The 6,290-nt window shown below is 62.5% G+C and carries 5 protein-coding genes; 1 reads left to right on the top strand and 4 read right to left on the bottom strand.

Features of this window, described 5'->3' with window-relative positions:
* Positions 1 to 112 precede the first annotated feature (112 nt).
* The 4 genes from ACVCAG_RS34715 to ACVCAG_RS34700 form a co-directional block, all read right to left on the bottom strand.
* Positions 113 to 760, bottom strand: coding sequence for a hypothetical protein (locus tag ACVCAG_RS34715; protein ID WP_447191123.1), 648 nt, complete (start codon positions 758 to 760; stop codon positions 113 to 115).
* A 299-nt stretch (positions 761 to 1,059) separates the two neighbouring features.
* On the bottom strand, positions 1,060 to 1,389 hold the full coding sequence (locus ACVCAG_RS34710; RefSeq protein ID WP_447191122.1) for a hypothetical protein: 330 nt from the start codon (positions 1,387 to 1,389) through the stop codon (positions 1,060 to 1,062).
* A gap of 441 nt (positions 1,390 to 1,830) precedes the next feature.
* Entirely contained in the window at positions 1,831 to 2,583 is a 753-nt protein-coding gene (locus ACVCAG_RS34705; protein WP_447191121.1) for a hypothetical protein, read from the bottom strand.
* A 967-nt stretch (positions 2,584 to 3,550) separates the two neighbouring features.
* The gene (locus ACVCAG_RS34700; RefSeq protein ID WP_447191120.1) at positions 3,551 to 4,246 is read right to left on the bottom strand and encodes a DUF6188 family protein; all 696 of its coding nucleotides are present in this window, start codon (positions 4,244 to 4,246) and stop codon (positions 3,551 to 3,553) included.
* 768 nt (positions 4,247 to 5,014) lie between these two features.
* Here ACVCAG_RS34700 and ACVCAG_RS34695 point away from each other — a divergent pair.
* Positions 5,015 to 5,374: a hypothetical protein gene (locus ACVCAG_RS34695; protein WP_440082699.1), complete on the top strand. Its 360-nt coding sequence runs from the start codon at positions 5,015 to 5,017 to the stop codon at positions 5,372 to 5,374.
* Positions 5,375 to 6,290: the final 916 nt, after the last annotated feature.

Here is a 6,290-nt window from a genome sequence, read left to right as displayed (position 1 = left end):
CGCCACGTCCGAGTTTTACCAGCCACGACCAGCCCACTACCGGGCCTCACATAGATCCGAACCCCAAACAGCTCCTAAGCCGGATCACGTCTGCTCACTGCCACGGCAGATCTCAGCCATGCAGGCCCCAGCGGTTCAGGCCCATATAGACGAACGCGGTCCGGCACACAGGAGCAGACATGCACTCCGCCTCTCCTCTGTAGATCACCACCAGCGAATCCGGCCCCCTCCACCAGGTATCCGCCAGCCCGGCGACCTCCTGCACCGGCTCATGACCTTCGAGTCGGATCGCTTCGACCTCATCGCCTGTAACCTTCACGGTCTTCTTGGCGCACACGCCCGCGTGATAGGCCAGGGCCACCGATTCCACCCAACCCTCGACCGTCGCGTGCAGCGGCACCCAACGGTCACCATGAACGCCGAACTCACCACCAGGACCGATCATGAAGGAATAGGGAACCGCCGTCCGCTGCACACCGGCCTCGAACCACCAACCCTCAGCCGGTGAACCTTCCGGGGTATCCGGGCACAGGATCCGAGGACCACCGTCGTAATGCGGAGCCGGAGGAAGCACAAGCCCACCCCAGCGAGCCGCATACTCCGCGACCCGATCGATCTCACGTTTCGGGAGGCCCGAGGAGAGCCAACCATCCCGGTACTGATCAACCTTTAGGGAGTCCACCCGCAGGCCATGAACCTGGACAAAACTGCGTGCCCTACGAGTGAGCCCTTGAGGAACATCGGCGAGGTAGGGATCCATTCAGCAACGTTACAACGCCTCCGGCGGGGGCGCTCCGGCTCCGGGATGACCATTGAGGGCGCGCCCATTACCGCCGGCCTGTCGGTGGCTGGGGTAGGGGGCCTGATCATCCCGTCTGTCATCAACCCGGGACAAGCCGAGCAGACCCCAAGCCAGGGCGCCAGGTCGTTCGTCCGGTGGGGCGCTCCACCTGGCGCCCTGGCTCGTGGCCCGCTTCCCCTGCGGGCGGGTCGACGGCAGACGGGATGATCAGGCGAGCGCGGTGCGCGCAGTGCGCGAGAAACACCAGTCTGCCCAACTCAATGTGAACCGCTGATCTCGGGACAGCCTGGCGGCTCCGCGATCTCAACGCCGAAGGGCGCCACACTCCCCATCTTCACATCAGGTGTGTAACCCTTCACATCAGGTGTGTAACCGTCGGCCGTCATCCAGGGCAAGGGGGAGCTGGTCGGGAGGACTTCCTCTGCTCGCAGCTCTTCCCCTTGCCATTCAAGGAACGACTCATCCAGCGCGAGGTACTCGGCACCTGTGAGTGGCCGCACTCGACAATCCAGCGGGGCGGCGGTGCTGAGCGTCGGCACAGCCGCCAATGCCATGATCAGCAACAAGGCCGTGCTCTTCCTCTTCATGCGCCATTACTCCCAACCGCTCACCACCGGGACCAACGAAGTCAGCAGCCTGAAGCATCTTGATCACGAATGGAAGGGTGCCGATGATTGGGAACCGATTCTGCATGTGCGAACGGTGAGGTGGAGAGCCACCTTGGGAACCACCCGAACAGACGATCACGAACCAAGCCGGACGGACCTGAACGGCCGGAGTCCCGACGAGCAGCAGGACGAACGACTCTGAATGGTCCTGAACATCGTTCGGGGACCTAAGGATTAGAAGGTCACGTCGTGCCCGTTGCGTGCCCGTCAGGAGAGTGAACAAGGGGGACTCACGGGCAACCACGGGTACTCGGCCCTATCCCCCGCAGGTCAGCACTTCGCCAGCTCAGGAGCCAAGTGCATTAGAGACTTCCCAAGCTGACAGCACGGCAGTTCGGTTCCTGTCCGCGTCGCTCGGCTTCACGACCATTGGCTGACTCCTCTGACGGGCCGGTCAGGGCACTGCGAGCAGATGAAGAGGTAGGTCGATCCCGCGTCGCCGATCATGATGCCGGCGGGACCCATACGTTCGGGATCGAAGTCCGAGCTGAGAAGATGCCGCTCTTTGAGCGGTACCCATCTGATCGCGGATCCAGGATCATGCTCCCAACTGGCGGTCGTCAGCAGGTGCTCCATCTCGTGGCCTTGAGCGCACTCGACGCTCTCCGGGGACTGTACCCAGTCGACCCACCCGCCGACTTTCGTTCCCGGCGCGACCGACAGATGGTACTGGTAGCTCCATTCCTCCGGGCCGTCCAGAGACGATTCCCATACATTGATCTTTGCGTACAGCTCCTCCGACACTTCCCAGACGGCGGGATACTCCTCGACTCGCTCAGGCGAAAGCACGCAGGGCCGCGGACGATAGCCCTTCTCACTGGCTACGGGCTCCGGGGCCCCGGCGAGGAGATCCGTGAGGAGATGCGAATCGCGCCAGACCACGCACACCACGGGCCGGTAGTCGGACTCATGGACAAAGGGGCACCACAACACCTGACACACGTCCGTATCCGGCGGGAACGGCAGTTCCGGAACATCCCAGGCGTAGATCTGGAGGATCGGCACCATCGCGATCGACTGCGAGGCCGAGAGGTCCTCATGGTCGGAGGACCCACAGAACGGCCACGGCTCACCGGCGGGCCAGAGCAGCGGCCCACCCATGGAACTGTCCATGACGGCCGGAGCTCCGCGGCGAGGATGCAGCCGGACCGTGGTCCTGCTCCGGCCAGCCAACTCAGGAAAAAGGGCCACCACATCCACTGGTGCGGGCGGTGTCGTCAGTCCCACGCCTTCTCACTCCGATCATCCGGAACACTGTGACCACACACCGTAGGACAGAGGTCAGACAGAATGGGTGCCTGCCTCTAGGCATGATCGGTGGGCCATTAGCGGGCCATTAGCCAGGGTGACGAGGGGTCAACCACGGTCACTCATGACCGACCGAACACCCAGCTCAGCGCCCCTACAAGGTGTGATCGATGCACTTCCCAAGCTGATGGCATTGGCCTGAGAATCAGAGATACTCAAGCGGGAAGGTCTCAAGAGGGTCGCTAGGTCGATCGGCCCACGCCCACCAGTGATGATTCGCGGGGCAACTCCATCGAATGCGGCACGTCCGCTTGGCATCATCCTCGCGATGCATCAGATAGAAGCCGCCAAACGTTACGCTCTGGGCGCACATAGGGCAGAGCGTCGCAGCTTCATCTGCCTCAGCCATAGAAGCACGCTACCGAAGTTGTCCGGCTGGCTGCGGTTCGGGTCGGGAAGCCATCGATGATCACACCCTCAGTGAACGTATCCTTCCGGTCCTGATGATTATGTGGGAGCAATTCGGTGACACGATCCATGAGACTGTCGACAGGTCCACCGACGAGTCGGGTTGCAGTTTGGGTTGCAGTTCACTGCCGTACCAGGCCGTTTCAGGAGGACCGCCGAGGGGCGTTGGTCCAGGTGGGACTGTCCTAAACGACGGCCTCCCGAGCTGCTAATGCGGTTTAGGTTTGGCATCATGCCGTGCCCGTTGCGTGCCCGTCAGGAGGGTAAATAAGGAGGACTCACGGACACAGCGCGACCGCCGCTGACCTAGGAAGTAGCAGGTTCGAGAGTCACGTGCCGAGATCTTCCGAACCGGCTCTTCCGATCATCGAAAAATCGAAAGCCCGCCGCCCGGCAGGCAGATGAAGCGCACATCGTCAGGGCCGCAGGTGCTCCACGCCTCGTAGTGGGAATCGGGCTTCACGTTCAGGTGTGTCCCGGTGTCGAAGACCAGCCGCAGCGCACCGGACTTGAAGGCGACCGATGACACGAGTGTCGCGCCGAAGAGCGCCAGGGCCGGCGCCACCTCCTGGCGTTCAGGGGCCAGCTGGACCGGCTCCGCCTCGGGAGCGCTCAGTGGGCCGCTGGTGAGGGTCGCCGTGGTCTCGATGGTCACCTGGGCGTCACCGTCGAGGAGCAACGTCAACTGATAGCTCACCTGGACCTGGACCACCTGCATACCGCGATAGGGCAGAAGCCAACGGTCCTCCAGCTCAACCAGATCTGCCGGTGTGGTCACAATGCCGTCTGAGCGCATGACCGCTTCCCGGATCAGCGGGTCAGCAGCCGCATGATCTTTCCTGCGGTGGTTTACCGAGATCACCATCCGAAGCGTCTCGTCGCCGTGCGGAAGCACGTAGGCGAGGACTTTGTATTCCTGGCCATCCTCGCCGGTGACGTTCTCCCAGTCCTTGTCACCGTTCTCTTCCATCACGGTAAGCTCGTCGTAGCGCGCGGCACGGCGCCATCGGTCCAGGTACTCCTCCGCGATCCCCGCCGCGACCTTCTTGTTCAGCTTCACCGGATCATCCTGCCGCCCGTGCCATTAGCGTGCCATTAGACAGGGTGACGGGGGGTCAACCACGGTCACTCATGACCGGCCGAACGCCCAGCTCAGCGCCCCTACAAGCTGTGATCCATACACTTCCCAAGCTGACAGCGCGGGTTCGATTCCCGTCACCCGCTCCAAGAGCGAAGGCCCAGGTCAGGGATGGATTCCCAACTCGGACCTTACTCGCCTTCAGAGCTGTTCGATCTTCCCGGGCCACTACGGCCTGTTTGAAATTCGGATCTTCAGGCGTGCTGCAGGCTTCGCATCTATACGATGACGCCATTTAGGTTGAGCCCGGCCAGGTGGCCGTCCGAGGTCGTCGAAGCTGAAGACCGGCCCCGCCACTCCTTGATGTGGCTGATGCGGCGCTCGGTGTACAGGACTTCGTCGTGATGGACGAGGCGGCCGGCGCGGGCGGTCAGCCTGTTGTGATGGGCCAGGCCGCCTGTGATCAGACTGAGAGACTCATCAGCATCTCTCAGTCTGATCACAGGCGACGCCGTGGATCCTACGGCCATGACACATACAGCAGTTCCTCCGCCACCCCGCTGGGCGCGTATCGCCGGAACAGTAGGTTGGGCGGCTCCCATCTTCGGATTCGTGCCGTTACACATCCCTTGGATACTCGGAATCCCGTTCCTGGCCCATGAAGCGAGCTTCGACGCCTGGTATCACGGCCGCAGTCACGGCACGGAAAGCTACCCAGAGGACGGAATCCTGGGTATCCCTGCGGGTGCCATGTACCTCGGGGTGCTGGCGCTGCTCGCCGTCCTCGGTGGAATCCTGTCGCTCGGTCTGATCAGCGGCTGGGGGCTGGTCTATCCCCGGTGGATCCCCGTGCTGGGCGGACACCGGGTCCCCCCATGGTTTCCACTCACCCCGACCATTCTGGGCTCCGTCCTGCTGGTGGGCTACTCGCTCACCCTGCCCGTGCAGATCCCTCGTGCCATCGCCGAGGCGAGTCCGGACGATCCGTTCACCCTGACCGGCGCGTTCATCGGCCTGCCCATCTTCCTCGCGTGGATGATCGCGTTACCGGTCGCCGGTTGGTCGTACTACCGGCGCACCCGGCGGGTTACTCCGACCGCCGCCGGCTGACCACCCGGCTTCTGAGGAGAAGAGGAGGCCGACCTTCATCTACGCGGAGCCATCTTGTGGGTCCGAAGCCTTCAACCCATCTGAAGATCCGAAGTCCGTACAGGCCCCAGGGCGCGCCGCCGCTGGCCGCTGAATAGATGCCGCCCCGTTGAAGGGGAAGAGGCCCTGTTTCCGTATCAAGAGGTCTACCTTGTTCGCATGGTTGCCCGCGTCGACGAAGGCTGCCGAGCTGTCCTGTCTGACCTTTCCCCGCCAGCCGCACTCGCACGTTGCCGCATACATATTCGGGGCAAGTTCCTCTACTCGACCGTGGTGCCGCCGACCCCGTTTCTGTCTAAGCACACAATAGGCGCCTATGACCAGGACCGCCACAGCGCCCAAGGCGACGATCGCAGTCAACAAGCCCGCCAATTCCGCTTGCCCGGCGTTTCCCAGAGGAATAGGGTCATGCCTCCGACTGAATCCACCTATTGCAGCGGTAGTTCCAAGCGCAACCGCGACCAAGAGGGCGAGCCCACCGAACGCCATTCGACGTATCTTCCGAACCAAGGTCAACCCTACGAGAACAGCGACCACGCTCGTACCGATTGCGCCGCCTACCATGACTCGCGACCAAAGCCACGGTTGATCAAACACCTGCCCCAACAGGATCAGGGGAGCAACACTGAACATCAGGGCAATTAACAGGAACGCAAGCCATCCATGCCGATCGAAGAAGTCATCTAAGCGATCTTCAACCTTCCCCATGCCAAGAGAACGGCCGACGCTAAACGCTGGTTCCCTGTTGCCGCCATTTGGAGCCTGGGCTGATTCTCAGGCGCAGCCCACCTGGCGCCCTTGCTTGGCACCATGCGAGATATGCATGGATGACGCTGTTGACGGGAGGTAGTAGACGATGAACTCTGAGTGACGGTCG

It is taken from the genome of Streptosporangium sp. G12 (assembly GCF_052983175.1).
Note: the sequence above shows the minus strand (reverse complement) of the source record. Positions and strands in the feature narration are given on the sequence as shown.

Coding starts and splice junctions, on each gene's coding strand:
- ACVCAG_RS34715 (WP_447191123.1), bottom strand. CDS start 760: ATGGATCCCTACCTCGCCGATGTTCCTCAAGGGCTCACTCGTAGGGCA.
- ACVCAG_RS34710 (WP_447191122.1), bottom strand. CDS start 1,389: ATGAAGAGGAAGAGCACGGCCTTGTTGCTGATCATGGCATTGGCGGCT.
- ACVCAG_RS34705 (WP_447191121.1), bottom strand. CDS start 2,583: ATGGACAGTTCCATGGGTGGGCCGCTGCTCTGGCCCGCCGGTGAGCCG.
- ACVCAG_RS34695 (WP_440082699.1), top strand. CDS start 5,015: ATGTACCTCGGGGTGCTGGCGCTGCTCGCCGTCCTCGGTGGAATCCTG.